The organism is Lelliottia sp. JS-SCA-14 (assembly GCF_035593345.1).
GTDB lineage: Bacteria > Pseudomonadota > Gammaproteobacteria > Enterobacterales > Enterobacteriaceae > Enterobacter > Enterobacter wanjuensis.
In genome coordinates, this window is sequence record NZ_CP141606.1 from 1,943,354 (window position 1) to 1,970,204 (window position 26,851).

Genomic DNA, 26,851 nt, shown 5'->3' on the forward strand with positions numbered 1-26,851 from the left:
CGCGAGCGCCACCGGGCACTTCAGTTAAGACGATTTACGCACGCGCAGGTACCATTCGCACAGCAGACGAACCTGCTTGCGGGTGTAGCCTTTCTCCATCATGCGGTCGACAAAATCGTCGTGCTTTTTCTGCTCGTCGGTTGAGGTTTTGGCATTGAAGGAAATGACCGGCAACAGCTCCTCGGTATTGGAGAACATTTTCTTCTCAATAACCGTGCGCAGTTTTTCGTAGCTGGTCCAGTTCGGGTTGCGTCCGCTGTTGTGCGCTCTGGCGCGCAGAACAAAGTTGACGATCTCGTTACGGAAGTCTTTCGGATTACTGATCCCGGCCGGCTTCTCAATTTTTTCCAGTTCCGCGTTCAGGGATTCACGGTCAAACAGCTGGCCGGTATCCGGGTCGCGGTACTCCTGATCCTGGATCCAGAAGTCTGCATAGGTGACATAACGGTCGAAAATGTTCTGCCCGTATTCAGAGTAGGACTCCAGGTACGCCGTCTGGATCTCTTTCCCGATGAACTCAGCGTATTTCGGGATCAGGTAGCCTTTGAGGAACTCCAGATAACGTTCCGCCAGATCCTGCGGGAACTGCTCGCGCTCGATCTGCTGTTCCAGAACGTAGAACAGATGGACCGGGTTAGCCGCCACTTCGGCGTGGTCAAAGTTGAACACGCGGGAGAGGATTTTAAACGCGAAACGCGTGGACAGACCGTTCATCCCTTCGTCGACACCGGCGTAATCGCGATACTCCTGATAGGACTTCGCTTTCGGATCGGTATCTTTCAGGCTTTCCCCGTCGTAGACGCGCATCTTCGAGTAGATGCTGGAGTTTTCTGGCTCTTTCAGACGCGACAGAATCGAGAAGCGTGACAGCGTTTCCAGCGTGCCCGGCGCGCAAGGAGCATGCACCAGCTCACTGTTGTTAAGCAGTTTTTCGTAGATTTTGATCTCTTCGGAGATCCGCAGGCAATAAGGCACTTTGACGATGTAGACACGGTCAAGGAAGGCCTCATTGTTTTTGTTATTACGGAAGGTCACCCATTCGGATTCGTTTGAGTGCGCCAGAATGATCCCGTTGAACGGCAGGGCGGAGATACCTTCCGTCCCGTTATAGTTCCCTTCCTGGGTGGCGGTCAGCAGCGGATGCAGCACCTTGATCGGCGCTTTAAACATCTCGACGAATTCCATCACCCCCTGGTTGGCACGGCACAGCGCACCGGAATAGCCGTAAGCATCCGGGTCGTTTTGCGCGTGGTGTTCCAGTTTACGGATATCCACTTTACCGACCAGCGCAGAGATATCCTGGTTGTTCTCATCGCCCGGCTCGGTTTTGGCAATCGCAATCTGTTGCAGAATCGACGGCCAGACTTTTACCACGCGGAATTTGGTGATGTCGCCGCCAAACTCATGCAGGCGTTTCGCCGCCCACGGCGACATGATGGTGCCGAGATAGCGGTTCGGGATGCCAAACTCTTTTTCCAGAATTTGCGCATCTTCCTGCGGGTTGAACAGGCACAGCGGATGATCGTTAACCGGGCTGCGTTCTCCGTTGGCGCTAAGAACGTAGATCGGCACGCGCTGCATCAGTGATTTCAGGCGCTCTGCCAGGGACGATTTACCGCCACCGACGGGGCCGAGTAAATAGAGGATCTGTTTCTTCTCTTCCAGACCCTGAGCCGCGTGTTTCAGGTACGAAACAATCTGCTCGATGGCATCTTCCATGCCATAAAATTCTTCAAAAGCGGGATATCGTGCAACCACACGATTCGAAAAGAGACGGGAGAGCCGTGGTTCGAGGGCTGTATCGACCATATTTGGCTCACCGATAGCCATCAATAGCCGTTCTGCCGCATTGGCATAGGCACTGCGATCTTGCTTACAGACAGCAAGAAACTCCTGCAGTGTGAACTCTTCGTCCTTGGCAGCTTCATAGCGCTGGCGATAGTGATCGAATATATTCATGGCATGCCGTCCTTTCGTTTTTTAGCACAGGAAAAGAGCCGTTCGTATGAATAGTGGAGGCTCCTGGAAGCATCTTCACCCCCGCACCTCAGTACCAGAGCAGCAACCCGTGTGCCAGGTCTTGCGCTCTAAACCGCCGGGCGTTCAGCAATTCATCTTCCTAAAATTAAGCGTAGATGGAGTTTGCAAAACTTGCATGCCCTCAGAATCTAATTTCAATGACATATCAATAACTCATCCAAAAAAACTGCCGCGGGAATCGGGACGAAAGTGCGGGTTTCATTGCTTCGTCACAGAAATGAAAGCCTCCGGTCATCTTAAATGATGAAAATAATCGGTTAATTAAACTCATTAGCAGGCAAAAAATTTTGGGATGTGCGGGCAGGGCGGTTACACTTCACCCGCTGATTATTTGACTACAGGAAAGAATGGATTGTGACCAAACTCAAACTTCTGGCATTGGGCGTACTTGTCGCCACGTCCGTTAGCACCGCTCACGCGGCCGATCAGTGGTCCGTTGGCGCAGGCGTCGGCGTTATCAACAGCCCGTATAAACAGTACGATCGCGATGTTTATCCGGTGCCGGTCATCACGTATGAAGGCGATAACTTCTGGTTCCGCGGTCTGGGTGGCGGTTATTACTTGTGGAATGACAACACCGACAAGCTCTCCGTTATGGCCTACTACGACCCGCGTCACTTCAAACCGGGCGACAGTGACAGCCATGCGCTGCGCCAGCTCGATAAGCGCAGAAGCTCGCTGATGGCAGGCCTGTCTTACGTCCACAACACTCAGTATGGCTTCCTGCGCACCGCGCTGGCAGGCGATACGCTGGATAACAGCAACGGCTTTATCTGGGATCTGGCGTGGCTGTACCGTTATACCAACGGCGCTATCACGCTGACGCCGGGTATCGGTGTGGAGTACAACAGCGAAAACTACAATGACTACTATTATGGGGTGTCCCATAAAGAGTCCAGACGTAGTGGCCTGAACAGCTACGAAGCTGACGACGCATGGAACCCGTACCTGGAACTGACTGCAAGCTTTAAGTTTGCCAGTGACTGGAATCTGTATGCGTCTACCCGCTATACCCGTCTGAGCGATGTAGTGAAAGACAGTCCGATGGTCGATAAGTCCTGGACCGGTCTGTTCTCTGCAGGCGTGACCTACAGTTTCTGATTGTGCACTTTTAACGTGCATTCTGTGTATGACAAAGGGGCGCTTGCGCCCCTTTTGCTTTATGGTGGTGCAGAAAAACAGGATCAGCGTTTAACGATTTTGATGGTCTGACCCAGGCGAGACGGTTTATCTGCGCTGGTTTTCTGCGGTGCGGTGACGCACGCGGTTTCGACGCAGACGAAGGTTTTGTACCCGTCATCCGGCACGTCAGCCATGCTCACAGACAGTGCAGGGCCTGGGTTCCAGCCCACCACATTGCTGTGATGATGGTGAACCACTTCAATGCCACGGTTTAGCGCTGCATCGTGGATCACGCTGCAGGCTTCCGGATTCAGATAGACACGGTCGGTACGGTCCGGGAAGGTCTGGACGCCGTCGCTCAGTTTGCCTTCTTTCGCGTTATCCACTTTATCGATAAAGCGATCGCCAAAGCCGCTCACCTTCACATCCGCAATGTCACCCACGTTGAAGTAGGTGTGCAGGGCAGAAGTGGTTTCGAATTCGCCGTGGGCTTCCAGCTCAATTTCACAGGTTTGACCCAGCTTGAAGCGAGCGTACAGGGTGAAATCGTGCGGCCACAGTTTGCGGGTTTCATCGTTGCTCTGCAGCTCGAAAGTCAGCACTGCGCCGTTATCATCTTCGTTATGCGCTTTCAGCGTCCACTGCTGGTTACGGGCAAAACCGTGCGCTGGCAGGCCAGCTTCTGCCGCCGGGCCAAACCACGGCCAGCAAATCGGTACGCCGCCGCGGATCGCCGCCCCTTTTTTGAACGAGGTCGCAGCTGACAGCCACAGGCCTTCTTCTTCGCCTTCCGGTTTCCAGGAGAGGAGGTGCGCGCCGTTGAGGGCGACGGAGGCTTTCACGCGCGGGTGATCGACGACAATAATATCGGCGCCATCAATCTGGCGGCGGGAGAGTACAGGGGTAAGTTGTTCGACTACTGGAAGTGCAAAAATTTTGTGAATCATTACGCAATCCTCTGTCTTTAAGCATAAAAAAAGGCGACCGAGGTGGCCTCTCTTTGTATATTGAATTCAATAAGTTACTGTTTTTTCAGTAATGTGGTTACAGCATTCTACAACATAAAACCACACGTAACATCAGTGTTTGGGGCAATTTGTGGACACTCAGAAAAAGAAAGTCCATTAAAGCAAAGTGCTCATACCACGTGGTTTGCCGCCAGTCCCATATAGGTCTGCGATGAATTTTGTAGATTTATCAATTTCTGGAAACAGTGTTCTTTCATTTATCCCCAGAAGTCCGAGGTCTCTTCTAATTTCAGCCTTGTCGTCTTCATGAATCCAGATTCTGTCTTGTCTAAGCCTGGTTGCTTCTGCACCTGAATAGATCTGCGTACCCCAAAGCATGAAAGCGCCAGACTGAGCAATTATTCGCTTATTGGACATTTTGGGTTTGACATAGATAGGAAGTTCCAAATCGCTCGCAATTACAACTTTTCGGAAATGGGATTTTTCCATGCCAACTTGGAAAACAAGCGTGTCAACGATAGGGGTATTATTAAATTCCTCGTTGGAGTTGCTTTCAATCGCAGCAATAGAAAGGTCAATCTTTTGCTTTTTTGTTAAATTAGCAAGGTTAGCCATGCAACTTACACGATCACTGTCATAGTATCGTTGTCTATTTTGCGGGACCAAGAGTGCTTGAACCACACCGTGAAACTCATCTGTTGTGGAACTTGGTTCTGTAGCAAACCACAAAGCAACGAGAGGGTTGGTCGTAACATCCAGCAGTCTAGTAGGTAGGCCAAAATGTTGCATCCTAACGAGGCGATCGAACATAGTTTTATCTGGTTCAAACTCTCCTGGATGAAGAGAAACGATATCTCTTACCGCCAGACTCTCACTGTCGTAAACGTTATTATCTTCACGAAAAATCTTAGGTAAGGAGTGCCAACCAAAATGCCTTTGCCCTCTAAATGCTGTTGGAGCATGACCATCTAAAAGCCACCGCACTACATGATAAACGAAGCTTGATACAGAGGTAATTTGCAATGAAGGGCGGGGTCTCTTTGCCTTTGGTTTCACGATCAACTGAGTCACTTTAAGTCCTTTCTGATTTAAATCATTTGATATGAGTTTTTATTCAAGAGTTGTTTTTTTGCTTTCTCTTAGAGATGTTCTGAACTAGATATCAATCATGATGAAAACTCTCACTTAATGGATTAAATTGTATAGCTTCTTGCAAGAAGTCAGGCGCTAAATGTGCATAAACCATTGTCTGCTGGATAGTCGCGTGACCGAGTATCTTTTGTAGCGCCAAAATGTTGCCTCCGTTCATGACAAAGTGCGATGCGAAGGTATGCCGCAATGCATGAACAGCCTGACCTTTAGGCAAGTTGGGGGCCGCTTCTTTCAGTGCTTCCCGAATAAGCGAGTAATCGACTCCCGAAAAAACCAAGCCACTTGGCCGTTTTTGTAGTTCCGATTCAAGCCGCTGGCTAATAGGAACGGTTCTGTTTTTACCATTCTTGGTGTCTAAGAACGTGACACGAGAGTGAGCGATTCTGGTGCTGGTTAATTTCATAACTTCCCCCCAACGCGCGCCAGTGGAAAGTGATAGTTCGGCTGCCAACTTTTCACCAATAGGGAGCAAAGAGAGCAGGGCTGAAATCTCCGCTTTGGATAAGAAACCCATCTCAGTTTGTGTAATTTTCATTTTCTTAAGTTCTGAGAATGGATTCTTACCGTGATAGTGACCGGACTCAATTAGCGCACCAAACACCGCACACACCGCAGAGATTTCACGGTTAATGGTGTTTGCTTTTCGCCCAGCCTCGAACCTTGAAGCTCGATAGTTAGCAATCATTTTCTTGTCGATTTTATCGGCCCTAGGGAATCCGAGGCGCTCATCTATAGCCTTGAGTTTATTGTGAGTATTACTGGCCGATTTCATCATCTGGCCTTTTAGCTGATACCAAATATCGATCAGCTCAGAAAGCGGTCGTCGATCTGCCGGTCGTTCCTGCCAGTCTTTGTTATGGAAGGATGCAACAGCCCAGCGCTCGTATTGTTGAGCCTCTGATTTGGTCGAGAAGCGTTTTCTTAACCTCTTTCCATCTCGCCCTTGCGGGCGAACGTCAACAAGGTATCTTCCGTCAGGTAGTTTAGAAATTGTCATTAGTTACCCTCCCAAAAGTTAACCTTGTAGGCGCAAATACCACCAGTGGACCAGAACTCTTTGATTTTCAAAGCAACTAACCAGCCTTCTTGCCGCTTTGGTGGCTGGATGTGGTCTTTTGCCCATCAGGGGAGAGAGCCGGACCGATCTGTCCGGCAGCCTCATTCGCTTCGCCTGTCATGATCCATAAGGTGTATTTACTAAAATCCTTAGTTTCAATGACCCTATCGATTACAGAAATCCCTGCGCCCGAACGTCCAGATTCATAATTCTTTATAACTCCGATGTTTATGCCGGTTAACTCAGCAAAACCTGCCTGACTGAAACCCTCTGCCTCACGTATTTCTTTGAGTCTTTTTCCGCGATCGCTTGACATGGTAGTGTTTTCACTCCTAGTATTGCGTCGTTGGTAGTGAAAACACTCCCAATCAACTATGAGCAATTGCTAACTGCGGCAAACTACAGCAGATAGCGCCAAGACGTGAGGATAACACTTATGCCTAAGAAGCTGAAAACCTCGGTTAATTCAGCCCCAACGGCGGGGAATTTACCTGGTGATTACCCGTTCGGTAATCGGGTTTCAGAGTCACTTGCTGATTACGCGAAACGTATGGGCGTTTCTGTGGGTGCAATGCGCACGCGAGCGGATAGGGGAATGCTTCCAATCTTGCAGGCCGCTCCGGGGAAAAAGCGTGAGGTCAACCTTTACGCGATTTACATGAATGCTCGCTACAAAGGCGAGCGTTACACCGAAATGATGAATTGAGGTGAAGAAAATCATGGATATGACTGAATGCCCTTCATTTGCCAGCCTGCTGACTAAAGGCCAGCAAATTACACATCGTGCCCATTCACGCGGCTGGATTGAATCCCCGGATGGTCGTTTCTTCCAGCCAAAAGCTGCGGATGTGCAATTCATCAAGCACTGCCGTTTGCCGTTTATGTCTCGCCCACGCAATAAGCGCCGCTGGTTTGCCCGTCTTATGGGTATCTGTTTTTAGATCTGGGAGGGGGATATGTTAAGGGATGTAACCGGTCAGCAACCAGGCCGCCGCAAGTTTTTGGAGCAACGCGCCCGACTGCAAGACTGCGTCAATACTAACCGCGCAAATGACACGGCAGCCCGCTTTAATCGCCTTGATGATACACGCAAAAAAGTGGTTTTCATTTTGGCGAATGATGCCGCCAGCCGCGTGGCTGGTTTGCCGCAACTGACCCGCCGACACCTGGATTTAGCTTTTGCCGATCTGAGCGAAGGGGAACAAACCTGCCTGATGATGGGCATTAAGCGCCTTTCTGAATTCGCCGCATCGATGCCGTGGGAATTTGAGGATTACGCCGCGCCCCGCGCAGAAATGCAGGCGCTACGCGATAAGCCTCCAGAGCCAGACGCCCCAACCAACTAATACATAACTGACCACAAAAAAGAAACAGACGCTAACGCGTCGGGCTTCTTGCACCCTGGAGAAAGTAAAATGATTCGTTCGCTTGTGAAATGGCCTGGTGGTAAAAGCCGAGTTATTCCCGATCTGCTGCCGGTATTGCCTAAAGCTGATTGCCTGGTGGAACCGTTTGTCGGTGGGGCATCTGTATTTCTAAATACGGAATATCGCCGTTATATCCTGGGTGATATCAACCCCGATTTAATCAACCTATATCGCCAGATAACACGCTGGCCTGATGCTGTGATTGATGCCGCTCGCCCATTGTTTAAGGTATACGGCGACAAAGAGGGTTACCTCTGGATCCGAGAGGATTTCAACGCCCGCGCCCGCGATAGTCTTTCATCGCGCGATGTTTTTGATAACGGCCCGGATGTGGGCAAGGTACTTCGCGCAGCGCAATTCCTTTATCTGAATCGCCACGGCTATAACGGCGTGGTGCGTTACAACCGCCAGGGCGGATATAACGTGCCTTTTGGAAAGCACAAAACCGCGCCTTACTTCCCAGAAGAGCAAATCCGCCTTTTCTCTGAAAAAGCCAACGACACGAAAGCAATTTTCGTTTGCTGCGACTTCCATAGCACTCTAAAAATCATGGTCGGCAGTGACGCCGTTATTTACTGCGATCCGCCATATCTACCAGCAAGCGAAACCGCGAACTTTACCCAGTACCACACCGCCCCATTTGGAGAGAAACAACACCGTCAGTTAGCTGCGGCGCTGCTGGAGGCCAACCGCCTGACAGGTTCGCCGGTGATCCTGTCAAACAGTGATACTCCTGTCACCCGTGAGATTTACAGCGCTTTCAAATTCCAGGAAATCAGCGTTAACCGTTCAGTTAGCGCGAATGCCATAACCAGAGGAGCCGCCAGTGAGGTGATCGGCGCCCTCAAAGTTTGCGACGGCTGCGGGCGTGCCGGTGGCGGATGCTGCCCTGATTGTGGACCAGTTTGTGGTGATGATTCTTACGCCGCGATGGTTGCGTCTGAGGTGTTTGAATTTGACGGGGATCTTTAATGGCTATCCGTTTGCAGATTTCATGCGCCGCACCGCTGTGCGTAAGCAAGCGCGCAGCCGCTGAATTAAGCCACTACTCGAAAGGCCGGAAAAATTATTCCCGCATCCTCCCACACCATTACCTGGTGATTCGTCTGGGTTGCCGCTGGCGCTTGTTGAGTAAGAACGGCGGCAAGGCGTGGTCGCTGCTGACCCACGAAAAGTACAACGTGGAAAGTAAGAAGTGACGGATTTCGCCTGGCCCTGGAACAAGCCCCGCCCCGCTATTGGGGCGTTTACCTTTGAATCCGCAAAACTCGCCCCGCTTGCCGGGGCGGTTGCACATCACCCTGCCGTTGAAAAGCATATCGACCGGCTGATCAAACGCGCCGGTTACAACCCTAAAGAGGTTCGCAACCGCGAAGCGCTAATCCTTGCCCTGGATAAATATGAGCCGCGCGGCCTGCCGCTGTCCATTCTTCAAAAGATGGTCAGTGCTGACAATGCGGCCGCAATTGCCGCCGCAGCCGCCTGGGCAGAAACGCCGGAAGGGGTAGAGGGCCGCTTGTTGTCTGAGCCGTTCTTTATCCGGGAAGTGTGGCGCAAAAAAATTGACTGGTTACGCGCAAATCGTGAAACCCGACACATTAATGATTTTCTTATGGGGACCGTGAAAAAATCATTACTGCGTCTTGATGTCGTGCGCAGTAAGCAAGGCGTGACGACTGATGTCACCAGTGAGCTGGCCGCGTACTGGCACGGGCGCTGGCAACGCCTGGCAGACTTCACAAAGCGGGAAGCTTTAAGCGCCGCGAATGAGATCGGCAGCCGCATTGCTGAAATGCTCGAAACGGAATGCGAAGCCTTGGGATTAACCGCCGAGGGTATGAGCGTTGAGGAGCTGGACTGGCTTTATTGCCACCTGGGCCGTGAAATGCTGGCCCTCCGCGTTGTGCCACCGGCATGGAATGCACCGTGGGAACGTGAGCGGATCTTTACTGCCATTTTGCGTATGTGTTCGCCAGACTGGTGGGGCCGCAAAATCTGGCGTCTTCGCTGCGACTGGCGCTAAAACCAGCTGCGTGCAATCGGAGCCGTTCACAAAAAAGCCCACGCCTATGTCAGCGCCTCCAGCCTGATGGAATGGCAGGAACAGCGCCGTAAGAATCGCGATTTTTTCAAAAGTCATGAGCTGGTTGACGAAGAAGGAAACGTTTCATCACTGGAAGAAATGATAAACAAGTCCACGTCTAATCCTGCGATCCGCCGCCATGAACTTATGGCGCGAATGGCTGGGGTTGAGCTTGTCGCGCAACAGCGCGGTGACGTGGGCATTTTCCTGACTATCACTTGCCCATCCAAATATCACAGTAATATCCAGTCGGGCCACCATAACGCCAAATGGAACCACACCACGGTTGCCCAGGCGCAGCAGTATCTTTGCCGCGTATGGAACCGCGCCACCGCCAAACTGAAACGCGAAGACCTGCGCCCTTATGGCTTCCGTGTCGCCGAGCCGCATCACGACGGAACGCCACACTGGCACGCTCTGTTATTCATGCCGCAAGCGGAAGTCAAAGCGACGATCGCCATTCTGCGGGAATACTTCATCAAAGAGGACCGCGCCGAGCTGGGCCGCAATACCGGCGCTCGCTTCAAGTCCAAAAAGATGGACCCGCGCAAAGGTTCTGCAACGGCGTACATCGCTAAATATATTTCGAAGAACATCGACGGCCACGCGCTGGCCGGGGAGCTGGACGACGAAAGCGGCAAGCCGCTGAATGAAACGGCCAAATATGCAATGGCCTGGGCATCCCTTCACCGCATCCGCCAGTTCCAGCCAATGGGCCAGCCGCCTGTAACGGTTTATCGTGAGCTGCGCAAATTGAGCAACCAGATCACAGCCCGCCAGAAAATTGCGAATACCTTTAAGCGCGGCGCGGCCATGCTGGCCGATCCTGCAATGGATGCGGTCTGCGCAGCTGCTGACGTGGGTTGCTTCGCAACTTACATCCTGCGACAGGGTGGTGTGTTAATCCCGCGCGAAGACTATATCGTCCGTCTGGCGTATCAGGACGCTGACGAATTGAACGCCTACTGCGAAACTCCGGAAAAGGTTTACGGAGTCTGGTCGCCGCGCCTCGGTGAGATCTCCCGTATTTGCACGCGCCTGGTTAAGTGGACCATTCGCGCCAAATCCAAAACCACCACCGGAGCCAAAAGCGGCCCCGGTTTGGGGGTTGACGTTTTGCCGTCGCCACCCGGCGACGCTTGGAGTTCTGTCAATAACTCTACGGAAGACGAAAAAATCACCTATTTACCGTCTGACGTGAAGGCAATGACTGAAGAACCAGAGGAAGAAATGTTCGATTTTGACAATATGGACTCTTCGACGCGGCACAGGTTGATGCGGCGACTACGTAACGCTCCATTAAATTCGAAGAAAAGCGGATCGCCTTACGAGCCTGGTAGTGACTTGGATAACATTTGGCGTAGCGCGGTATACACTTTGCAGGACAAAAAACGAAAAGAGTGTGCATGTGTTCGGCAATTACAATCAACTATTAAGAGGCTCATAGCAGAAGGGGCGGTCTATGAACTTCAGATAAGCTTGGCGCAAGCGGTCTCTTTGATAAATGGTAGTCGGTTGAAAGTAGGAAACACTTTTTATCATGCTTCTATACAGGGAGAATTACGGACAGAACGGGGGGGGGTATGAGACCGTTATGTCAGTAACCGGCTGATTCACTCTCACAATGACATTGGTAAGTTTGAGGATGTATCCTTAGATCAGCATATCTAAGTGTAAGCGGGTTAGCAGTATTGATATCTGATTCGTGACAATGATGGAGTCAATGAGCATAATAGGAATATAAAACTAAAAGTAGCAACGGGTATAGTAGTGACTTTGACATAACATGACGAAAGATTAATCCTGGATTTCATATAGATCGGTTCTTACATCTCTTAGGTGTGAGACTCGTGTAAGGGAATGGTCCCTTCAGTCTAAAAATGATTATTAATTGGGCGTGTAAATTACTAGGCGAGTATTAATGAATAGGAATATAATTCTAGGGCATATAAAAAAATCGACTGCAACAAGTACACGGTCATCGCAGATTTTTTTATGGGTAAGTGTTGTTTTGGGAGGGTTGCTTATTCTGTTATATGCAGAACTTAGCTTCCTTCCCAATTATTCATGGCTATTTATATCGCCTCTTTACACATCTAACAATAATTTTGGTTGGATAATTAGTACGTGGAGTGCTGTGTTATCTATTCATGGAACTATTGCAGCATTAGCAATTACTTTTATGAGTATGTTTATAGCTCAAGTTTCTGAAGCCTCTGAAAAAGATTTTGTTTTTATTTGTCGGCAACTGGTCTTGAGAGAATATAAATTTTATCAATTTAGTGTGGATGCGGTTTGCGGACTTTTAGTTGGAGTGTTTTTCTTGGTTATTGGAGGAGGGTTGATACATTATTCGTTATCAATGGCCTTCTCTCTTTATTTTATATACCAATATATGAAAATATTTAAAGATTTATACTTTATTACAGAGAAAAAGGAGTTGATTGAGGATATTCTTTTAAGGAAGATTAGAGATATTAGCGAATTTATTTGTAAGCAGCGAGAAAATTCCGATCTTCTAAAATTTGAATTCGAAGATTGCATTAAGGGGCATTCTAAATTAACAACTGCAAACGGTTTAATATACAAAACTGGTGAGGCATATAAAATATCACCTGCATATAAAGAAAATGACAAGATTATTAGTGGGTATAATAAAGTTAACATCAAAAAACTTAGTGATTATTTGCATGAGAAGTATGTAGATGAAAGAGTTAAGTTGTACTTAAATCCTGTGTTTCTTGTTTCTAATTTTCACGCCGAAGCATATTTAATTTGTGACTATGATATAGGTTTGAACGAAAATAACGTTATAAATAAAATGCTATCAAAGTGTTTTAATTACGATGCAATTAGCGAGGACATATATTTTTATACTGAAGTAGTAAGTAAAACGCAAGTTAGCACTTTAAATGCACTTTTAACTAATAACGAACCACAAATAAATTTCAACATTAATGCTTTGGTATTATTGATTTTAAATAGTCAAAGTATAGAAGCCTTTAATAGTCTTGAAAACTACATTTATGGGATGCCGTCTTCGAAAAAGATTGCTATTGAAAGTATGGATTTTTTCTATCGCAATCTTATAGACCGCTTACAGTCTGACAGTGAGGAGTTTTCAAATATTGTATATGATTCTATGTTCTCACTTCCGATGAGTATTTATGAGAAGGATTTTTATGAAAGTTATATACGGAATATTCACTCTTTTGCCAGTCAGAAAACAAAGTTTCAACAAAATGTTTTATATTTAGAAACTTATATCAAAAGTTCTTTGAAAAATTTGTTATATTTTAATTTAGAAGCTTTTAAGCTTAACACTGAGTTTTTAGCTAATGAAGAAAAATATTTCGATGTTACTGATTACACAATAATTGAAAAAGATCAGGAAAGTCATATTGAGGCGATGAAATCTGTATTAACATATCTGCATGTTTTATTGAACTCGATGTATGATGAAGAGAAGGAATCATTTGTTGAACATAAAATTCATGGAGTTGTGAATGTTTCAGAGGTCGTTTCGCTTTTAAAGCGTTGGTTAAATCCAGTGTTTCTTAATGATCTATTTTTCCATCAAATGCTTTATAAGATTCTTGTCAGAAGAAATGCAAAGTTCAGTGATCGTCATTATAATTTTGTTATACAGAAGGATTTATCTCAGATAATAACTCCATCTAGCCTTAGATACCATGAGAGCGCAGTGTTAGCGTTACTCTTTTATCCGTGGAAGACATTTAATAACAACCTTGATATGAGCTTTGTAATTATCGATGGAGATTTCATCAAAGCCAATGAGTTAAATACAAACTTTATTGAGTTAATAATTAATTTTATTGAGTCTAAGGAATTTATGAATACAGTATTGATGATTGATGGAGGCCATGACATCGATAACTATACTGACTTTGATGAAAGAAAGGAAAGGCTGTTAACAATTTTCAATGCAATTAGGAATAAAGTAACTAATTATTATTTAAATCTCATTTTATCACTACCCTACGATGAAGCTTTGATGAAGGGATATCGAGAAAACTTACAAAAGATATTTTTGGCGAAATTAACAAAATTTGTAAATCAAAAATATTTAGATAATGTGCTCGAGTTTGTTGAGCCTAAAGTTAAAAATATAATCATTGAAAAGAGAGAAATACTCCCGCCTTTAAATGATACTACTTTTGCTATGAGCTATTCTCTCCATGCAAGTAGGATTATCAATCAAATTATTGACGAACTATTAGCACATTTCACCGATAGTAACGCGGTAGTCATAGAAATTCATAGTATTGATGATTTGCCTGAGAAAACATATATATCAATAAACTCTCTCGCTGAAGGGTTTGCAGATACGTATAAGTTTCATAAAAACAATGTTAGAGCGAATTACTATCTTGACCAGGGTTGTTTCATTAATAATGGATTCTATTATGTTTGCTTGAGTGATAATTTTAATTTCAGATGTTCAAAAGAGAATATTCTTGATGTCTCATTTATGCCTTTGACTCAGGAATATGTTTCTTCAGCTAATTTTACAAATACTGATTTGAATATTGACTTGCTCGCAAGAATGAAAGTTTTAATTAATTTTGGTTATACTCTCAAGGAAGCTCCTGTCGTTTATTTCCTTTCTCGTGAAAATTGTTTGAGGGACTTGGAGCGTGAAGAGGAAAAAATGCGCTTACTAAGCGATGAAAATAAAATGGATAAAATTATAGAAGGCTAATAATAAAACAACCCCGATTGCACGGGGTTGTTTTTAGTTTAATTGGCTACTAAGGAGGTCGAGTGCAAATTGACGTTCTTCAGGCTTAAGTCGGTCAACCAGGAATTTTACCAACTTATTTCCAGTCAGCCCACTGGGACTGAGTGTATGTGAGAATGAAGCATTAAAAACAAACGTGTGACCACATTCCACTTCCGCGCAGGCACAGTACAAATCCGCCAGTTTCTTATCTTTCCAGTCAGATTTACGAATGATGGCCGGTGAGCCGCATTCAGGACATTTAATTTTAAAAACTCGCATGTTCACCATCCCGCACGCCATTGCTAACAATGGGGATGATTTTAACTTAATTACGTTCATTTTTCGCCCTTGTCGGCGGCAATGGCCGGAATTTCCACGTCAAAAATGAGATGTAAATGGGCGGGGATCTCCGGGTCGTTATTCACACCATTCATCAATTTACGCTGTAGCGGGATCACTTCATCTTTGCGATAGGTCGTTCGGGCGGTTTCCGGGTTGCCCATTACCGCGCCGTTGGTCGGGATGATGCCTGCCAGCCCAGCGGGGAAGCGGTGAGCCGTAAAGATATCCTGCGCAGTGATCCCTTTGATATTGGCAAACTCATCTTTGGCGCTGACCTCCCCCACGGGCAGGATTTTGACCCCTTCCGGGTCGCCCTTCGGGATATTGATAAACATATTGCGGAAGTTGCCCAGGCCTTTGGACTGCGCAATCTTGTCTTTAATTTCGTTTTCCATTTCCAGCGTAAGGTTTGGATCACTGGTGTACAGAATAAAGCCCATATGCGCCCCGTTGTTGTAGTAACGGCGTCGAAAAATAGTGGCTTCGCTATTGAGTAAGACGGAATGAATCCCGCCGATATAATCAGGCAATCCATAAACCTGCTGGCGCGGGTCATACATTTTGAAAAAGACGATATCTTCCGGCTCATAAATCAGCGCGGGCCCCTCCTGGAGAATGGCGAACGTCCCGTCCTTCCGGCAGCGGAGATAAAGCGACGGCAGCGGCAGCAGGTCGATCACCTCCCCGAAGACGTTACGAATTTTCAGGATAGCGACGTCGCCAAACAGCAGGTAATCAAAGATCGCTTGTTCGACCTGGTCCGGCGACAGGCCGCCTCTGATATAGCCACCGGCAACCATATTGCGCCGCGCGTAAAGCACGCCACCGTGCTGGCCGTTCAGGTTTGGCAACTGAGCCAGCGCCAGGCGGTCAATCGGGAGCCGCCAGTGGTCATATTCATTGTCATACCAGATATTGTGGTAATCGGTGCCGGTCGTCAGGATGGGTTCTGGTTCGCCGAAAGTGATCACGCTGCCGCGCCCAGGCGTGAACACTTTCGCATTACTGCCCGTTTTTGCCATGAATTTTTTAGCTTTCTCTCGTTTGGTTGTCATGCTGCTTTCCCAAAAGCCCAGGTCGATGGGCGGTCATATTCGTGATCGATAGGTTCGTTGATAACGGCGTGCGAGATAGCGAAGAAAACATCCGCGTGGCCGGTTGCGTCTGAGCGTTCGGCGACGAACGTCAGGGCGTTGCCGCTGTTAGTCGTGGTGCGCCGGATAGCCATAAATGACGCCGGAATTTCGACGCGCTCTTTGTTCGTTTCATCAATGGCGTCTTTCGCCCATTCAATGCGTTTGCGTTCGACGACGTCGATCATCTTCATAACCAGACGGTTTTTGCTTTCAACGCTGTAAAGGATTGCGTGGGCCTCGCGTGGCGCAAACTTGCTGACCAGGTCATAAACTCCCTTCCCGATGCCGGTTGTATCGATCCCGATATAGGTGATATTGAAGCGGCGCATCAGTTGCCTGATCTGGTCGGCCTGCCAGCTAAAATTAAATCCCTGCCATTGCCAGCAGGCCAGCACGCGGAAGCGTTCCCCGTCGTGGACAGGCGGCGCGATAATCACAAAGGTGGAGTTGTCACCAGAGCGCGACGGGTCGAACCCTGCCCAGACCTCGCGGTTTCCAAATGGTCGCGCTGCGGTTAAATCAAAGTCACCCCATGTCGCGCGGTCCACTTCGCAGCCAACAAGCGCGGAGAACTTGAACACCGCGTCTTTGCTGTCAACAAACTGGCACATGTAAAGCATGGCGAACGCGGTCGGGTTGTACTTGTTCCGCAGGCGTTCAATATCGACGAGCGCCCCCAGCCCGCCTTTAATGGCATCTTCCATCGTGATGACGTAGCGCCAGATCCCATCCGGGCAGATAATCCCCTGGCACATGGCGGCGTCTTTCGGGAACTCAATACCTTTGCGCTTCGCGTCGTCGCCGCGCCATTCGTCACCGGTCCAGACCGGGTAAGCCTGATGCGTTTTCGCGCTGGGCGTCGAAAAGTAGGTTGTGCGGTACTTGTTATGCGTCGCCATTGCGCTGGCAACTTCATGCAGGCGCGTGAATTTCGGGATCCAGAAAACTTCATCGCCATACAGGTGGCCGTTGAAGCCCTGCGCGGTGCTGGCGTTCGTGGAGAGAAAGCGCAGGATTGCGCCGTTGCTGAGGCGGATATTTTTGCCGGTAAGCGTGACGCCGAAATGGTTCTGCGCAATCTGGACGATGTATTCGCGGAAAATTTCCGACTGGGCGCGGGAGGCGGAGAAGAAAACCTGATTCTCACCGCTGACGACAGCGTCTTCGAATGCTTCCCAGGCAAAATAGTAAGTCATGCCGACTTGTCGGCTTTTCAGGATAAAGCGCCAGTCTTCATCTTTGTGATCGCGACAATGCAGCTGGTAATCGAAAAGATGTTCCCGCGCCCAGGTATCGAGCATTTCAGGCGTGATGCCGGAAACATCGTTTTTCTTATACCGGCGTTTTCCTTCCCCGGCTTCGCCGCCGTTCCCGCCCAGGCTGTAGCTGTCACCGTCACAGGCCGCTTTTTTAGTCTGAATTTCTGCCAGCTTTTCGGCGTGTTTGTTGCGCTGCGCCATGAGTTTGACGTGGTGAGCGACCAGGTCACGTAGTTCTTCCAGTTCCAGCGCGGTTTTTTTATCACGGTTAGTCAGCCGGTCGATGCGGCGGGCGATAACATTTTCGACCGATTCAGCGGGCAGCAGTGATCCCCACTCGCCGACGTCAGCCCAGTGGTAAATAGTGCGCGGGGGAATATTCAATTCCTGCGCGATGTCTTTCGGCGACCAGCTTTTAATATAAAGTGTGCGGGCCGCGTCTTTTAATTCATCGGAATATTTAGCCATAGGGCTATTATGACGGGATTATTTGACCAGATTGATAATTAAATTTCGGCAATAGGTGGTTAACCCTTTATAACCGAACGCATCAGAAATAAAGCGGGTGCGCCGTTTTATTTAATTGGCAATACTGACCACCACGAACGAATTATCGTTATTTAAATTCATCAACGAAGGTTAGTTATGCCGCAATCTCATTACCGCACCGATTGGTTATGTATTGCCACGTCTGGACAGGCCGTGGACGGTCGCACCATTGAACCGCAATGGTTGATTGATGCGGCAGAAACCTACACCCGCAAAACCTACACGGCCATGATTTGGCCGCACCATCCGCAATACGATATCGGCGAACGTGAATTCACCTGCAACCTGGGCGAAGTGGACGCGCTGAAAGTTGAAACGGAAGGTGATGTCACCAAACTTTATGCCCAGTTAATTCCGAATCAATTTTTAATTGATGCGAATCGCATGGGACAAAAGCTTTTTACGTCTGCTGAATTTGTCACTGACTTTGCAGGCAGTGGTCGTGAATATCTTTTCGGGCTGGCTGTTACCGATATTCCGGCAAGTCTGGGAACGGAAAAACTTAAATTCGTTTTGGCTGGCGAAGAAAAAGACGCGGAGCGCGGAAGCCTCGAAACGTTCAGCCTGGGAAAATTGCAGACGAGCCAGGCCGATAAAAAAGATTCTTTCTGGTCGAAATTATTTTCGACTCGTAAAGAGTTTACGCCAACACCAGAACCTAACACCGATAAGCCCAACGAGGGCGAGGAAGAGAAGATGGAAGAGTTAAAAGCCCTTATCCAGCAGTTGCTGGAATTAGCGAAAGGCGGCAAAGACGCTGCCAGCGGTGACGCGGACGGCGTTGATACGCCGGAACAGGCCGCCGAAGAAGTGGCTGCTGTTGCAGACCAGATCGCCGAGGCCGCCGCCGAAGTGGCCGACCTTGCCGAGGAAGTGGCAGAGAACCCGGAAGACGAAGTCAAAGCGGCAGAGTTCAGCGTGGCAAAAGCCAACCTGGCTAAAGCCATGAAAGCCTTCAACGTGACCCCGGATAAACGCCAGCGTGGCCGCAGTCGCCGCCGTGAGTTTTCCACGCGCCGCCAGCCTGCTGGTAATCAGATTGGCGAGCAGTTACAGCAACAGCGTGACGGCGTATCACAGCGCGTGACGGTGGCCGGAGACTGGGAGCGACAGACTGACCAGGCGATCCGCGAAAATTCAATGACGCGAATTATCACCGCCGATGATGAAAAGCGCACGCTGGTTGCCCGTGAAACCACCGTACAGGCTACTGATAAAACCACCGTGCTGGGAACTGCCACACTTCTGGCCGGTGCAGTGGTCCATATCAGCGAGGGAGATTACAGCGTGGGCACATCCGGCAATCTGACGATGTCCTGCGGGAAGGACAATTCTGTCAATGTTGGCCAGAACGTAAAACGGGAGGTCGGCGGCAAACTGGACGACAGCATCAAAGGTAATGCCGAAATGACAGTCGGCGGATCCCTGACGGAGAAAATCACCGGCATTCGCAAAAGCGTGGCGGCTGCGCAGCAGCTGATCGCGCCGGTCGTCAAACTGGGCAGCGAGGAAATCAACGTCCTGACGTTGTTAACTGATACGCTGGACGTGGTGAACGAGCTGGCGAAAGTGTGTGCCTCCCACACTCACCCAAGCGTAGGGACGAGTAGCCAGGCAGCACAGTTCACCAGCGCGGCAGAAAAAACCACCACGTTAAAAGCTAAATACAGCCCACTGATCGCCTGACGGAAAGCAGGCGAAAACCAACACACCACCAGACGCCGCAGAACGCCCCACAGCACGCGCAAAAACATAAGGCCGCTACCATGCGGCCTTTTTTGCGTTCGTACAACCATGCCCCAGAGACGAAGCGACAGAGCGAAGACGGAAGCGGATCCGAGACGGAAACGGCGCTACACCGCACCCGCCTGCACGATTTGGATCATAAAAATTTTGCAAAAGAAATTTTGCGCAAAGCTACCCGCCAGACCGCGCCGCTGCTGGGCTTCTGCGATCTGCTGGCCTTTGCACAACGCGCAAGGATTTGCAGCGCTTCGCAAAATTCACAGCGCTGTCAGCGGCTAACCTTTTGGTTAACATGATGTTTTTAAAAGGATCGTTACACTTTCCGTCACGATCAAATGCGCGCGGCGGTAGTCAGGGAATTTTCATAGTGACGATTGCGAAGCCTTAAGCGGCAAGGGCTGGCGGTCTGCTGGCTTGTATTTGGATTTTGCAAAATGCTGCGCAACTGATTCGAAAAAAGATCTGTAATGGCTGTGAGTTTAATTACTAATTTAATGATTTTGAAAGGGGTAGGGTGGGGTGTTGAATGATTACGCGTGGACAATCCGTGGACTGTAGTTGAGTAATGCTTAATAAATTCAGTGAGTTAAAGCATAAAAAAAGGCGACCGAGGTCGCCTTTTTGGATCAGTGTCTCATCTCAACTTATTTGGAGATGTGAGCGATCAGGTCCAGTACTTTGTTAGAGTAGCCAGTTTCGTTGTCGTACCAGGAAACCAGTTTCACGAAGTTGTCGTTCAGTGCGATACCCGCTTTAGCATCGAACACGGAAGTGCAAACTTCGCCGTTGAAATCGGTAGATACAACGTCGTCTTCGGTGTAACCCAGAACGCCTTTCATTGCGCCTTCGGAAGCAGCTTTGATTGCTTTCTTAATTTCTTCATAAGAAGCAGCTTTTTCCAGACGAACGGTCAGGTCAACTACGGAAACGTTAGGAGTTGGAACGCGGAACGCCATACCAGTCAGTTTACCGTTCAGCTCTGGCAGGACAACGCCTACAGCTTTAGCAGCACCGGTAGAAGATGGGATGATGTTCTGAGCTGCGCCACGGCCGCCGCGCCAGTCTTTGTGAGACGGGCCATCAACAGTTTTCTGAGTCGCAGTAGTTGCGTGAACAGTGGTCATCAGGCCTTCAACGATACCGAAGTTGTCGTTGATAACTTTAGCCAGTGGAGCCAGGCAGTTGGTGGTGCAGGATGCGTTGGAAACGATGTCCTGGCCAGCATATTTTTCGAAGTTAGCGCCTTTAACGAACATAGGCGTGTTGTCTTTGGAAGGACCAGTCAGAACAACTTTCTTCGCACCCGCGGTGATGTGTTTACGCGCGGTTTCGTCGGTCAGGAAGATACCGGTCGCTTCAGCAACAACGTCAACACCGATTTCGTTCCACTTCAGGTTAGCTGGATCTTTTTCAGCAGTAACACGGATGGTTTTGCCGTTAACAACCAGGTGGCCGTCTTTCACTTCAACGGTGCCTTTGAAACGACCGTGAGTTGAGTCGTACTTCAGCATGTACGCCATGTATTCAGCGTCCAACAGATCGTTGATACCAACGATTTCGATGTCAGAACGTTCCTGAGCAGCACGGAAAACAATACGGCCGATACGGCCAAAACCGTTGATACCTACTTTGATAGTCATATATTCCACCAGCTATTTGTTAGTGAATAAAAGGTTGCCTGTAAAATTACAAAAACCTTACGCAGCGTCAAGCGGAATCGTGTCAATCATTGCGACAAATCAATCCTGCGCATAACCTTTGTGCGACTGACAGCCTCACTTTCCCTTTGAGCTAGCAACCACATGGGGGCTGCGCCCGGAATTTTAAAGGGCTATCAGGATAAATATGTGAGCAAGATCACAATTGCCTGACTGCCGTACCGCAACGCATAAGTTTAGAACAAAAGTTCACACTTCAGTGTTAATGTTTTGTTAGAATTCGCGATGAAAGGTATCTGTTTCTACAGCGAGATCTGAGCATATGTCGAATCAACGTAACCCTGACGAACTCAAAAAAAATCTAACAGAAATGCAGTTCTACGTGACGCAGAACCACGGGACTGAACCCCCATTCACCGGGCGTTTGCTGCACAATAAGCGCGATGGCGTGTACCACTGTCTGGTGTGCGATGCCCCGCTGTTCAATTCGCAATCAAAATACGATTCTGGCTGCGGCTGGCCGAGCTTCTATGAGCCCGTCAGCGATGAGGCTATCCGCTATTTAACCGACTCGTCACACGGTATGCAGCGCACAGAAATTCGCTGCGGAAACTGCGATGCTCATCTCGGACACGTATTCCCGGATGGCCCGCAGCCAACGGGGGAACGCTTCTGCGTCAATTCGGCGTCGATGAGCTTCTCCGATGATGAAAATGGCGACCAGACGAAAGGTTGAAAAACCGATTCAGCAAATTATTCCATCACAGCGGATTTCTGATGAATATTGATGACATGATTAGCAGCATGACGCCGGAAGTGTATCAGCGCCTGGTAACAGCCGTAGAGCTGGGAAAATGGCCTGATGGCGTGGCGCTGACGGCAGAGCAAAAAGAGAACAGTCTTCAACTGGTGATGTTGTGGCAGGCGCGCAATAACAGCGAAGCGCAGCACATGACTATCGACACTCAGGGGCAGATGGTGATGAAGAGTAAGCGCGAGCTGAAAGAAGATTTTGGCATCACGCCAAAACCCATCGCCACGTTCAAGTAACCGAAAGCGTAACCTAAACCGTAGGCCGGGTAAGGCGAAGCCGCCACCCGGCATAAAACGGCTGAGCGGCCTGATGCCCTCACCCTAACCCTCTCCCACAGGGAGAGGGAACAAAACAGCATTTACTTCTGTTTAATATCCAACGACTTAGCCAACTGCTTCGCCAGCTGGTTGTGATCGTCCGCGCCATACTCCCAGAACATCGCGCCGCCCAGACCTTTCTCTTTGATGTACTGCGCCTTTAGGTCGACCGAACGCGGGTTCTCATACGACAGCGCAAACAACTCTTTGCCCTCCGCCGATTTGATCGACAGCCACGGCACTTTCGCCTGGTCATCCCAGTGCTCGGTAAAGCGCTTCTCTGGATCGTTAATCAGCTTGCTGACGATATCGTTGTACTTCACATAGGTGTCTTTGGTGAGGTCATACCCCAGCGCTTTGAACATCCCGATCTCTTTTGCGCCGAAGTACGGCTGCGTCACCGGGTTTTTCTCGGCGTCGGCTTTGGTCCAGTCGATGCCCGGCTCAACGCTGCGTTTCGGGACGCGCCCATAAAAACCGATCCCCAGGTTCACCTGCTCAGGTTTGAGCCCGGCGGCAAGATAGTTGTTCACCACAAAATCAGCGCTGTACTTGTCCGCCGCGGCCACCGTCGGCCACTTCGTGGAGTCGTACAGCTTCGAGTTAAAATACTGCGTGCCGTAGGCCATATCGTAGGTCATCAGGTTGATGTAGTTCAGATACGGCGCGATCGCTTTCACATCGACCCAGCTCTTCGGGCTCTCCGCATTCGCGCCCAGCGCCACGGTGACGAGTTTTTCTTTCGGCAGCGTTTCGCGGATCTCTTTCAGCAGAGCGGTAAAGTTGTCTTTATCCGCGGGCTGTTTATCCACGAGTCCCCACGCGCCGTTCACCGGGTACTCCCAGTCGAGATCGATGCCATCCAGACCGTAGGTGTTGACGATATCCTGCACCGAGCGAATAAACACGGCGCGGCTCTCTTTGCTATCCGCCGCACCGGAGAATCCGCGCGCGCCCCAGCCGCCGACCGAAAGCAGGACTTTCAGCTGCGGGTTTTGCTTACGCAGTTCAGGGATCTTATGCAGGTCAGCCATCACTTTCGGCGACAGCCAGATTTGGTGGAGCTTACTGGCATCTTTCAGCGCGGCGTTGGTTTCACCGGCTTCGTTGTTGTAGATAAGACCAAACGAGTAGTTGAGATGGGTAATCTGGCGCACGTCCAGCTTATCGATATCACCGCCAGGGCCAGCAGTGACATCGCCGCCACCGTTGAAGTAGCCGACGGACATCAAATCAGCAGCGAAAAGGTATGGCGCGCAGAGCAGGGGTAATGCTGCCATCACAGGCAATAGCTTCATAACGTATCCTCTTTGACTTAAAAAAAGTAAGCCACATCAGGGATGTGACAAAAAACAGCCCATTGAGGATAGCAGTGCCGCTTCGCTGAAACTGCGAGAGAGGTTGAATTTTTGTTATGCCGGGAACAAATGACTGTTAACAGCATGAAGGACAAGCCATAAGTGTCCGGAATCGGAAATGGTTACCCTAAAGCCTTAGTGTAGAGTATTGCGACCGCTTTTTAATGTATATGTATTTAATTCAACACAGGGATAGTATGAATCGATTTATTAATTGCCTGGCAGCTTCGTTCAGAATATTTAAAAAATGGATATCGGGTGATTATTCATTGGTAATGACGTATTGGGTTACAGGCGTTATACCTCAGGTTGTTATCGCCATCAGCATTTATTCATTCATTATTAACGTCATAGGGCAGTCAACAGATCCCTCGGCGTTGATGCGCCCGTTTTTGACCCTTGCGGCTTTTGCATTAATTTATACCCTCTGCTCCTATATCGCTATTGTATGCAGTGCAGTCAAGTACTCTGGGCCCAAGGTATGGCGGATTCTGGCCATTCTGGTGGTGGTAAGGGGCTGTATAGAATTAGTTAAGACTGTCATATTTTTTATTCAGGAGTTAGTGTGAATAAAAATTTTTTGCTACTAATTTCCCGCTGGATCAAAGGGGAGTGTCCGCTATGGGTTACTTGCTGGTTGACCGGTGTCATCCCTTATATGATGTTATTACAATTTCATCTGTCGATTCTGCATGTTTTTTTTGAACACACCATTCAGTTTCACACTGCTAACTTATTATTAAGAATAGATGAAGTGGTTTTTCTTATTTATATTCCAATATGTCTGGTGGCTATCGCGAATAACGCCATTAAGTACAAAGGATTTCATCTCTGGCGCTTTTTTACATTTCTGTTTTTTGCTAAAGGCTGCGAAATCTATTTCAACTTTATTATGGGAAAATGGCCGCTCGGCTAAGCCTGGGTGAAGTCGAAATGTGAGTCGGGCAAGGTTACCTTGCCCGGCTAAGACCGTGCGATTACTTCTTATCAATCATCGATTTGAGATTCGCAAACGGGTTATACGTGGCTTCCCCGACGCTCTTCTGCGCATCTTCACCTGCGACCACCGTTGAGCCGTACAGATCCGCTTCGGTGTATTTGGAGTGCTCATGGTCGTGACAGAACAGGCACAACATCTCCCAGTTGCTGCCGTCTTCCGGGTTGTTCGAGTGATCGTGATCGATGTGGTGCACCGTCAACTCACGCAGATTGGAATAGACAAACTCACGGCTGCAGCGACCGCACACCCACGGGAAAAGCTTCAGCGCTTTTTCGCGGTAACCGACTTCCAGCCGGGCATAGTTTTTAGGGATAAAAGCCATAACACTGGCACTCCTGAATGATATAAAAAATGCGTTTACGCCTGCGTCTCTCGCCAGTCTGCCAGCGTGTAAAGCGTCGCCCCTGCGGTCGACATCTCCATAAACGCCAGCGCGCTGTCCTGCGCCTGAATGTTTACGCCACGGCAGCCGTCGGTGATCACGCTGACGTTATACCCTAATTTTAGCGCATCGAGCACGGTGAACTTCACGCAATAATCCGTTGCCAGCCCCATCACGATCAGATCGCTGATCTCATGATGGCGTAGCCAGTCGTCGAGGGCGGTTTTGTGGCGGTGCTCATTATCGAAAAAGGCGCTGTAGCTGTCGATATTCGGATTTTCGCCTTTATGAAACACCGCGTCGATCACCTTCTGCTCCAGCAGCGGATGCAGTGCCGCCCCTTCGGTCTGCTGGATACAGTGATCCGGCCAGAAGGTCTGCGCCAGTCCGTCCAGCTCACCCTGGGTAAAAGGCTCCACGTTATGCTGGCTGGCAAAGCTGCCGTGATTCGCCGGATGCCAGTCCTGGCTTGCGACCACCGCTTCGCCGCGCGCTTTACACCACCCGATCAGCGTATTGGCGACGTCCACGGTGCTATCACCACCGGCCACCGCCAGCGCGCCACCGGCGCAGAAATCATTCTGCAGATCGACCAGCAGCAGGGCTCGTTGCTTCATAAAAAACTCCTTATTCGTCCGGCGTCAGCTCGCCGCGCAGGTTTTGCATCATCGCGGCCCGCATGGACGGCACGTCCAGATTCTGGCTGAGTAAGTAGTGAAGTTTAGTCAGGGTCGCTTCGACCGTCATATCAAACCCACTGATCACCCCGGCGTGCGCCAGCGCGTTACCGGTGGCGTACCCGCCCATATTCACTTTGCCGGACATGCACTGAGTCAGGTTAATCACCAGGATGCCGCGATCGCTCGCTTCCTGCAGCTCTTTCAGGAACTCGCCGTTCTGCGGCGCATTGCCAACGCCGTAGGAGCGCAGGATCAGCGCCTTCACCGGCTGGCGCAGGAAGTTACGCACCACGTCGGCAGAGATGCCTGGATAGATGGTCACCACGCCAATCGGCTGCGGGGTGATCGGGTGAACAATCAGCTCGCCCGCCGTGTGCGGCGCAGGCGGCGTGCCCAGACGGCGAATATGGATACCCGCTTCCAGCAGCGGCTGCAGGTTTGGCGACGCAAAGGCGTCGAAACCGTCGGCGTGGGCTTTGGTGGTACGGTTTCCGCGATAGAGGCGATTGTTGAAGAACAGCGACACTTCGTTGATCGGATAATTGGCCGCCACGTACAGGGAGTTCAGCAGGTTGATCTGCCCGTCAGAACGCAGCTCGGCCAGCGGGATTTGCGATCCGGTGACGATCACCGGCTTTCCGAGATTTTCCAGCATGAAGGAGAGCGCCGAGGCGGTGAACGCCATGGTGTCGGTGCCGTGCAGGATCACAAAGCCATCGTACTCGTCGTAATGGGCTTTGATATCTTCCGCGATATGCTGCCAGTCTTCCGGCGTCATATCCGAGGAGTCCATCAGCGGATCATACTCGTGAATGGTGAAGTCCGGCATCTCCTGGCGGTGGAACTCAGGCATGAGCGCGAGCTGGCGCTGCAGATGACCGGAAACAGGAATGTAGCCATTTTCGGAGCGCTGCATACCGATGGTCCCGCCGGTATACGCCACATAAATCGATTTCTTCTGCATGATAGTGTGTTCTTGTGCTTCAAAGAAAAATCCCCTCTTCGCGAGAAGAGGGG

General features: G+C 49.5%; 25 protein-coding genes and 1 pseudogene. 13 read left to right on the forward strand and 13 right to left on the reverse strand.

The window, feature by feature from the left end:
- Nucleotides 1–24: 24 nt before the first annotated feature.
- Nucleotides 25–1,959 carry a protein kinase YeaG gene (gene yeaG / locus U9O48_RS09145; RefSeq protein ID WP_095281663.1) on the reverse strand — a complete coding sequence of 645 codons (1,935 nt, stop codon included), beginning with the start codon at nucleotides 1,957–1,959 and terminating at the stop codon, nucleotides 25–27.
- A gap of 435 nt (nucleotides 1,960–2,394) precedes the next feature.
- Between yeaG and U9O48_RS09150 the strand changes: the two genes are divergently transcribed.
- Complete coding sequence (locus U9O48_RS09150) at nucleotides 2,395–3,141, forward strand: MipA/OmpV family protein (protein WP_324724140.1); 747 nt, start codon at nucleotides 2,395–2,397, stop codon at nucleotides 3,139–3,141.
- 83 nt (nucleotides 3,142–3,224) lie between these two features.
- On the opposite strand, the gene U9O48_RS09155 is transcribed toward U9O48_RS09150, so the two are convergent.
- The 4 genes from U9O48_RS09155 to U9O48_RS09170 form a co-directional block, all read right to left on the reverse strand.
- Complete coding sequence (locus U9O48_RS09155) at nucleotides 3,225–4,109, reverse strand: D-hexose-6-phosphate mutarotase (RefSeq protein WP_282494973.1); 885 nt, start codon at nucleotides 4,107–4,109, stop codon at nucleotides 3,225–3,227.
- 177 nt (nucleotides 4,110–4,286) lie between these two features.
- A complete protein-coding gene (locus tag U9O48_RS09160) occupies nucleotides 4,287–5,201 on the reverse strand; it encodes an FRG domain-containing protein (protein ID WP_324724141.1) in 915 nt (304 codons plus the stop codon).
- 91 nt (nucleotides 5,202–5,292) lie between these two features.
- A complete protein-coding gene (locus U9O48_RS09165) occupies nucleotides 5,293–6,279 on the reverse strand; it encodes a tyrosine-type recombinase/integrase (protein WP_324724142.1) in 987 nt (328 codons plus the stop codon).
- A gap of 76 nt (nucleotides 6,280–6,355) precedes the next feature.
- Nucleotides 6,356–6,655: a helix-turn-helix transcriptional regulator gene (locus U9O48_RS09170; protein WP_324724143.1), complete on the reverse strand. Its 300-nt coding sequence runs from the start codon at nucleotides 6,653–6,655 to the stop codon at nucleotides 6,356–6,358.
- Nucleotides 6,656–6,775: 120 nt separating this feature from the next.
- On the opposite strand from U9O48_RS09170, the gene U9O48_RS09175 reads away from it, so the two are divergent.
- From U9O48_RS09175 to U9O48_RS09205, 7 genes and pseudogenes are all read left to right on the forward strand, one after another.
- Nucleotides 6,776–7,045, forward strand: a complete 270-nt coding sequence (locus tag U9O48_RS09175) for a DNA-binding protein (RefSeq protein WP_324724145.1) — start codon at nucleotides 6,776–6,778, stop codon at nucleotides 7,043–7,045.
- A gap of 13 nt (nucleotides 7,046–7,058) precedes the next feature.
- Entirely contained in the window at nucleotides 7,059–7,280 is a 222-nt protein-coding gene (locus U9O48_RS09180) for a phage filamentation protein Fil family protein (protein WP_324724146.1), read from the forward strand.
- A 15-nt stretch (nucleotides 7,281–7,295) separates the two neighbouring features.
- Nucleotides 7,296–7,685, forward strand: coding sequence for a hypothetical protein (locus U9O48_RS09185; RefSeq protein ID WP_324724147.1), 390 nt, complete (start codon nucleotides 7,296–7,298; stop codon nucleotides 7,683–7,685).
- Nucleotides 7,686–7,754: 69 nt separating this feature from the next.
- Nucleotides 7,755–8,738: a Dam family site-specific DNA-(adenine-N6)-methyltransferase gene (locus tag U9O48_RS09190; RefSeq protein ID WP_324724149.1), complete on the forward strand. Its 984-nt coding sequence runs from the start codon at nucleotides 7,755–7,757 to the stop codon at nucleotides 8,736–8,738.
- Nucleotides 8,738–8,965 carry a hypothetical protein gene (locus U9O48_RS09195; RefSeq protein WP_324724151.1) on the forward strand — a complete coding sequence of 76 codons (228 nt, stop codon included), beginning with the start codon at nucleotides 8,738–8,740 and terminating at the stop codon, nucleotides 8,963–8,965. Before U9O48_RS09190 ends, U9O48_RS09195 begins: the two co-directional genes overlap by 1 nt.
- A 413-nt stretch (nucleotides 8,966–9,378) precedes the next feature.
- Nucleotides 9,379–11,436: pseudogene (locus U9O48_RS09200) on the forward strand (replication endonuclease).
- A gap of 550 nt (nucleotides 11,437–11,986) precedes the next feature.
- Nucleotides 11,987–14,572 (forward strand): hypothetical protein, encoded by a 2,586-nt coding sequence (locus U9O48_RS09205; protein ID WP_324724152.1) that lies wholly within the window; start codon nucleotides 11,987–11,989, stop codon nucleotides 14,570–14,572.
- A gap of 33 nt (nucleotides 14,573–14,605) precedes the next feature.
- Here U9O48_RS09205 and U9O48_RS09210 read toward each other — a convergent pair whose 3' ends face one another.
- From U9O48_RS09210 to U9O48_RS09220, 3 genes are read right to left on the reverse strand one after another with little or no spacing between them, the layout of a single operon-like run.
- Nucleotides 14,606–14,881 (reverse strand): ogr/Delta-like zinc finger family protein, encoded by a 276-nt coding sequence (locus U9O48_RS09210; protein ID WP_324724390.1) that lies wholly within the window; start codon nucleotides 14,879–14,881, stop codon nucleotides 14,606–14,608.
- A gap of 47 nt (nucleotides 14,882–14,928) precedes the next feature.
- Complete coding sequence (locus U9O48_RS09215; RefSeq protein ID WP_416382189.1) at nucleotides 14,929–15,990, reverse strand: phage portal protein; 1,062 nt, start codon at nucleotides 15,988–15,990, stop codon at nucleotides 14,929–14,931.
- Nucleotides 15,987–17,798, reverse strand: a complete 1,812-nt coding sequence (locus U9O48_RS09220) for a terminase large subunit domain-containing protein (protein ID WP_324724153.1) — start codon at nucleotides 17,796–17,798, stop codon at nucleotides 15,987–15,989. The genes U9O48_RS09215 and U9O48_RS09220 overlap by 4 nt, the downstream gene beginning before the upstream one ends.
- Nucleotides 17,799–17,975: 177 nt before the next feature.
- Here U9O48_RS09220 and U9O48_RS09225 point away from each other — a divergent pair, with 177 nt between their 5' ends.
- On the forward strand, nucleotides 17,976–19,565 hold the full coding sequence (locus U9O48_RS09225; protein ID WP_324724155.1) for a GPO family capsid scaffolding protein: 1,590 nt from the start codon (nucleotides 17,976–17,978) through the stop codon (nucleotides 19,563–19,565).
- A gap of 704 nt (nucleotides 19,566–20,269) precedes the next feature.
- On the opposite strand, the gene gapA is transcribed toward U9O48_RS09225, so the two are convergent.
- Nucleotides 20,270–21,265, reverse strand: a complete 996-nt coding sequence (gene gapA, locus U9O48_RS09230; RefSeq protein WP_282494974.1) for a glyceraldehyde-3-phosphate dehydrogenase — start codon at nucleotides 21,263–21,265, stop codon at nucleotides 20,270–20,272.
- 340 nt (nucleotides 21,266–21,605) lie between these two features.
- On the opposite strand from gapA, the gene msrB reads away from it, so the two are divergent.
- Together msrB and U9O48_RS09240 are read left to right on the forward strand one after the other, a co-directional pair.
- Nucleotides 21,606–22,019: a peptide-methionine (R)-S-oxide reductase MsrB gene (gene msrB, locus U9O48_RS09235; RefSeq protein WP_100780525.1), complete on the forward strand. Its 414-nt coding sequence runs from the start codon at nucleotides 21,606–21,608 to the stop codon at nucleotides 22,017–22,019.
- 41 nt (nucleotides 22,020–22,060) lie between these two features.
- Nucleotides 22,061–22,333 (forward strand): YeaC family protein, encoded by a 273-nt coding sequence (locus U9O48_RS09240; RefSeq protein WP_282494975.1) that lies wholly within the window; start codon nucleotides 22,061–22,063, stop codon nucleotides 22,331–22,333.
- A 122-nt stretch (nucleotides 22,334–22,455) separates the two neighbouring features.
- Here U9O48_RS09240 and U9O48_RS09245 read toward each other — a convergent pair whose 3' ends face one another.
- Nucleotides 22,456–23,712, reverse strand: coding sequence for a glycoside hydrolase family 18 protein (locus U9O48_RS09245; RefSeq protein ID WP_324724157.1), 1,257 nt, complete (start codon nucleotides 23,710–23,712; stop codon nucleotides 22,456–22,458).
- 257 nt (nucleotides 23,713–23,969) lie between these two features.
- Between U9O48_RS09245 and U9O48_RS09250 the strand changes: the two genes are divergently transcribed.
- Nucleotides 23,970–24,341, forward strand: a complete 372-nt coding sequence (locus tag U9O48_RS09250; RefSeq protein WP_285144790.1) for a hypothetical protein — start codon at nucleotides 23,970–23,972, stop codon at nucleotides 24,339–24,341.
- Nucleotides 24,338–24,688 carry a hypothetical protein gene (locus U9O48_RS09255; RefSeq protein ID WP_285150733.1) on the forward strand — a complete coding sequence of 117 codons (351 nt, stop codon included), beginning with the start codon at nucleotides 24,338–24,340 and terminating at the stop codon, nucleotides 24,686–24,688. Before U9O48_RS09250 ends, U9O48_RS09255 begins: the two co-directional genes overlap by 4 nt.
- Nucleotides 24,689–24,749: 61 nt before the next feature.
- On the opposite strand, the gene yajD is transcribed toward U9O48_RS09255, so the two are convergent.
- From yajD to ansA, 3 genes are read right to left on the reverse strand one after another with little or no spacing between them, the layout of a single operon-like run.
- Entirely contained in the window at nucleotides 24,750–25,094 is a 345-nt protein-coding gene (gene yajD / locus U9O48_RS09260) for an HNH nuclease YajD (protein WP_095281671.1), read from the reverse strand.
- 35 nt (nucleotides 25,095–25,129) lie between these two features.
- Nucleotides 25,130–25,771 (reverse strand): bifunctional nicotinamidase/pyrazinamidase, encoded by a 642-nt coding sequence (pncA, locus tag U9O48_RS09265; protein WP_285150732.1) that lies wholly within the window; start codon nucleotides 25,769–25,771, stop codon nucleotides 25,130–25,132.
- Nucleotides 25,772–25,781: 10 nt separating this feature from the next.
- Nucleotides 25,782–26,798: an asparaginase gene (gene ansA / locus U9O48_RS09270; RefSeq protein WP_282494978.1), complete on the reverse strand. Its 1,017-nt coding sequence runs from the start codon at nucleotides 26,796–26,798 to the stop codon at nucleotides 25,782–25,784.
- Nucleotides 26,799–26,851: the final 53 nt, after the last annotated feature.

Excerpts from the sequence above, each read along its gene's own strand:
- yeaG (WP_095281663.1), bottom strand. The coding sequence starts at position 1,959 with ATGAATATATTCGATCACTATCGCCAGCGCTATGAAGCTGCCAAGGAC.
- U9O48_RS09155 (WP_282494973.1), bottom strand. The coding sequence starts at position 4,109 with ATGATTCACAAAATTTTTGCACTTCCAGTAGTCGAACAACTTACCCCT.
- U9O48_RS09165 (WP_324724142.1), bottom strand. The coding sequence starts at position 6,279 with ATGACAATTTCTAAACTACCTGACGGAAGATACCTTGTTGACGTTCGC.
- U9O48_RS09170 (WP_324724143.1), bottom strand. The coding sequence starts at position 6,655 with ATGTCAAGCGATCGCGGAAAAAGACTCAAAGAAATACGTGAGGCAGAG.
- U9O48_RS09175 (WP_324724145.1), top strand. The coding sequence starts at position 6,776 with ATGCCTAAGAAGCTGAAAACCTCGGTTAATTCAGCCCCAACGGCGGGG.
- U9O48_RS09180 (WP_324724146.1), top strand. The coding sequence starts at position 7,059 with ATGGATATGACTGAATGCCCTTCATTTGCCAGCCTGCTGACTAAAGGC.
- U9O48_RS09185 (WP_324724147.1), top strand. The coding sequence starts at position 7,296 with ATGTTAAGGGATGTAACCGGTCAGCAACCAGGCCGCCGCAAGTTTTTG.
- U9O48_RS09190 (WP_324724149.1), top strand. The coding sequence starts at position 7,755 with ATGATTCGTTCGCTTGTGAAATGGCCTGGTGGTAAAAGCCGAGTTATT.
- U9O48_RS09195 (WP_324724151.1), top strand. The coding sequence starts at position 8,738 with ATGGCTATCCGTTTGCAGATTTCATGCGCCGCACCGCTGTGCGTAAGC.
- U9O48_RS09210 (WP_324724390.1), bottom strand. The coding sequence starts at position 14,881 with ATGGTGAACATGCGAGTTTTTAAAATTAAATGTCCTGAATGCGGCTCA.
- U9O48_RS09215 (WP_416382189.1), bottom strand. The coding sequence starts at position 15,990 with ATGACAACCAAACGAGAGAAAGCTAAAAAATTCATGGCAAAAACGGGC.
- U9O48_RS09220 (WP_324724153.1), bottom strand. The coding sequence starts at position 17,798 with ATGGCTAAATATTCCGATGAATTAAAAGACGCGGCCCGCACACTTTAT.
- U9O48_RS09225 (WP_324724155.1), top strand. The coding sequence starts at position 17,976 with ATGCCGCAATCTCATTACCGCACCGATTGGTTATGTATTGCCACGTCT.
- gapA (WP_282494974.1), bottom strand. The coding sequence starts at position 21,265 with ATGACTATCAAAGTAGGTATCAACGGTTTTGGCCGTATCGGCCGTATT.
- msrB (WP_100780525.1), top strand. The coding sequence starts at position 21,606 with ATGTCGAATCAACGTAACCCTGACGAACTCAAAAAAAATCTAACAGAA.
- U9O48_RS09240 (WP_282494975.1), top strand. The coding sequence starts at position 22,061 with ATGAATATTGATGACATGATTAGCAGCATGACGCCGGAAGTGTATCAG.
- U9O48_RS09245 (WP_324724157.1), bottom strand. The coding sequence starts at position 23,712 with ATGAAGCTATTGCCTGTGATGGCAGCATTACCCCTGCTCTGCGCGCCA.
- U9O48_RS09250 (WP_285144790.1), top strand. The coding sequence starts at position 23,970 with ATGAATCGATTTATTAATTGCCTGGCAGCTTCGTTCAGAATATTTAAA.
- yajD (WP_095281671.1), bottom strand. The coding sequence starts at position 25,094 with ATGGCTTTTATCCCTAAAAACTATGCCCGGCTGGAAGTCGGTTACCGC.
- pncA (WP_285150732.1), bottom strand. The coding sequence starts at position 25,771 with ATGAAGCAACGAGCCCTGCTGCTGGTCGATCTGCAGAATGATTTCTGC.
- ansA (WP_282494978.1), bottom strand. The coding sequence starts at position 26,798 with ATGCAGAAGAAATCGATTTATGTGGCGTATACCGGCGGGACCATCGGT.